Source organism: Pseudomonas sp. UBA2684, assembly GCA_002354655.1.
Classification (GTDB): domain Bacteria; phylum Pseudomonadota; class Gammaproteobacteria; order Pseudomonadales; family Pseudomonadaceae; genus Aquipseudomonas.
This window is the reverse complement of sequence record DELY01000058.1, coordinates 82,002-85,086: the sequence shown is the minus strand read 5'-3', so window position 1 is coordinate 85,086 and position 3,085 is coordinate 82,002. Positions and strand designations below refer to the sequence as shown.

Sequence of the window (3,085 nt, the reverse complement as noted above, 5' to 3'; positions counted from 1 at the left end):
AGATCTTCAGTTTTCAAAGATTTTCGCGGATAAATCCGCTCCCACAACAGCGCGGCTTCTCCTGCAACACGTCACTGGGACATAGCCAATAAAAACGCTATGTACCCGTTAACTGTGTGTACGCAGATTCGGTAGGGTGGGTTAGTGGCGCTGAGGCGAGCTGACAAAGCAACTGCGCACTGGGTGCGCCACGTAACCCACCAAGGGTTAATCGGCCCACCCCTCTGGTGAGTTACGGCGCAACGGACTATGCAGCCGCCGATAGTCCGTGGTCATGCGCCTAACCCACCCTACGCATTACCGCGATCCAGGCATCGCCTAGCCGGCTGCACGTTTCAACACATAACGGGGACAATAAAAACGCCCCGGATACTTGCATATCCGGGGCGTCGGTCACACCTGCAGCTTAGAAACGGAAGTCCGTGCTCAGGGTCAGCGTGCGTGGATCACCGAGCAGGGCGCGACGACCATTCCAGTTGGTGGAAACCGCGTAGCGCTCATCGGTCAGGTTATCCAGGTTGACCCGTACATCCAGGTTCGGGTTGACCTCGTAGGACGCCATCGCATTGAAGGTGGTGTAGCTCGGCAGCTTGCCCACCGCACCGTTGGGGATAATCCGCTCGGCATCGTCCGGGCGGCCCAGGTAGGACGAGCCGACGTGCTTGGCACCGGCACCGAGGGTCACGCCGACCGGCAGACGATAGGTCGTCCACAGGCTACCCGAGACGCGCGGGGTAAAGGCCAGCTCATCGCCGCTGGTGCGGTCCACGGTGCCGTAGTCACCGGCATTGGCGTTTTTGCGCACCTGATCCAGGTAAGCGCTGTGCTTGCGCTCGCTGTCCATAAACACGATGCCGGCAAACACATTCCAGTCGTCGGTGATCTTGCCGGTGGCGCTTAATTCAAGGCCTTTGACGATTTGCTTACCGTAGCCCTTGAGGTTCGCGGTGCCCGTTTCGCCATCGTTCAACCCGGTAATCGGCACATCCTTCTTCGCGGTGTAGAACAAGGCCGCGGCGGTCGACAGACGCTGATCGAAAAGGTCCCACTTGGTGCCCAATTCATAACTATCGGCCTGGACCGGCCCGGCGCCCTTCACCAGACCTGGCATGGACTGGCCGTTCACGCGAGAGATATCGGCGTTCGACAGAAAGGAGCCCGCCGGCTGCACCGAGCGACCGTAGGCGATGTAGATGCTGCCGTTATCCACTGGCTTGTAGACCAGGCCCAGCTTACCGGCCACGGTGAACTCGGTGTCGTCGTAGCCATCCGGGCCAATCGGCGCACCGGCGACGGTCTTGCTGTCGATATTGACCTGATAGTTTTCCAGACGCAGACCACCAGTTACCTGCCACTGCTTGTTCAGCTCAACGGTGTCGTACAGATACAGGGCGATAGTGTCGACCTCTACCTCGCTACGCTCCGCAGCGCGCTCGGCAGCGGGCCCCGCACGGTTGTAATCGGGGTCGAAGACATTGGCATTGCCTGGGTTGAACTCGGCATAGGTGGCCCCTTGCGATTTCTCGTGGGTCAACTCCAGACCGGTGGCCAGATTGTGTTGCAGGCTGCCGGTGGCGAACTGCGCCGACAGGTTGGTCTGGTTCGACAGGCTGGTATTGACCCGGTCATAGAACTGCGTGTCGGTACGCACCTGACCAGCGCCCAAATACTGGAATGGCAAGGTGTAGCGCGCATCGCGGTCGACCCGCGCCCAGCGAGTCTGGTTGCTCAGCGTCAGGCCGGTGGACAGGTCATGTTCCAGGCGCATTAACAGTGCGTCGCTGGTGGTGTCGTCATAGTCGGACTTGAGGCCGTAGAACTTGTCGCGGTCCACGCCGGACAGCGCAGGGTCATAGGGCGTATTGCCTTTCAGCCCCTTAACCGTGGCACCCGGTACGCCCCAGTCCGGGCGGTCATTCATCTGCACATGCTCATAGGCGAAGATCGCCCGGGTATCGGTGCCCAGGCCAAAAGCCACCGACGGCGCGATGCCCCAGCTGTTATTTTCGGCGTGTTCGCGGCCCGCTATGCCGCTGTCTTCCAGCAGCAGGTTGAGGCGCGCGGCGGTGCTGTCGTTGATCACCTGGTTGGTATCCAGGGTCATGCGCTTGCGCGCTTCGGAATCGTACTGGTCGAAGGCATAGCTGATGCCGCCGCCGGTAAACTCTTCCAGGGTCGGCGTCTTGGTCACCAGATTGATGTAGCCGCCGGCGCCGCCACGGCCGTTATCGGCGGCCGGGCCCTTGGCCACTTCGACCGACTCGACGTTGAACACGTCACGGGTATAGCTGCCGTTGTCGCGGGCGCCGTCGATGAAGATGCTGCCGCTGGTGTCGAAACCACGCAGGCTGAAGTTGTTGGTGCCGCTGGCAAAGCCGTTTTCGCCAGCGTTGAAGCTGATGCCCGGGGTGTTGCTCAGCACATCCGTGAGGTTGCGCGCGCCCTGCTCCTTGAATAGCGCTTCGGGGATCACACTGAAGGTCTGCGGCGTATCCAGCAGTGGCGCGGTCTGCTTTGGCGAAGATGCCTTGTCGACCTTGTAGCCCTGATCCTGCTGACCTTTGACCGTGACACTGTCGAGCTCCACCGGGGATTTCTGCGCTTCCGCCGCCAGGCTGCTGCCAGTCCAGGACGCAATGGCGAAGCCAATTGCGGTGGCGAGTAGGCGGCGCTGCGGGAGGGTTCCGCGTTTTTTATCGTCGTTGTTCATGAGAATCGCTCCGTCATAGAAAATCTGGCGCGATTCTAATTAATAAGCACTCTCAATCAATCTTTACATATCGTTTACAGAAACTCCTTTGTAACAAAATTGTCAGCGCCTGACTGAGCCGTCACGCACCGCGCACCTGATGATTCGCACAAAGGCTCTGGCTGCGCCTCAAATACCGACTGCATAAGCCCACGAGCGCCTCAGGCAACGCACTCAACTCGCGGCCAAGGCCCCGCCTACCCAGCCAGCACACAGCCATAAAAAAGGCTCTGTACCCGTTAACGGTTGATGCAGACCGCCGTCACGTGGGAGCGGCTTTAGCCGCGAAAGATCTTCAGTTTTCAAAGATTTTCGCGGATAAATCCGCTCCCACAA

General features: G+C 59.8%; 1 protein-coding gene. It reads right to left on the bottom strand.

The window, feature by feature from the left end; all coding sequences use genetic code 11:
* Positions 1-406: 406 nt before the first annotated feature.
* Entirely contained in the window at positions 407-2,710 is a 2,304-nt protein-coding gene (locus tag B3M58_RS21790; RefSeq protein WP_296222421.1) for a TonB-dependent receptor, read from the bottom strand.
* Positions 2,711-3,085: the final 375 nt, after the last annotated feature.

Coding starts and splice junctions, on each gene's coding strand:
- B3M58_RS21790 (WP_296222421.1), bottom strand. CDS start 2,710: ATGAACAACGACGATAAAAAACGCGGAACCCTCCCGCAGCGCCGCCTA.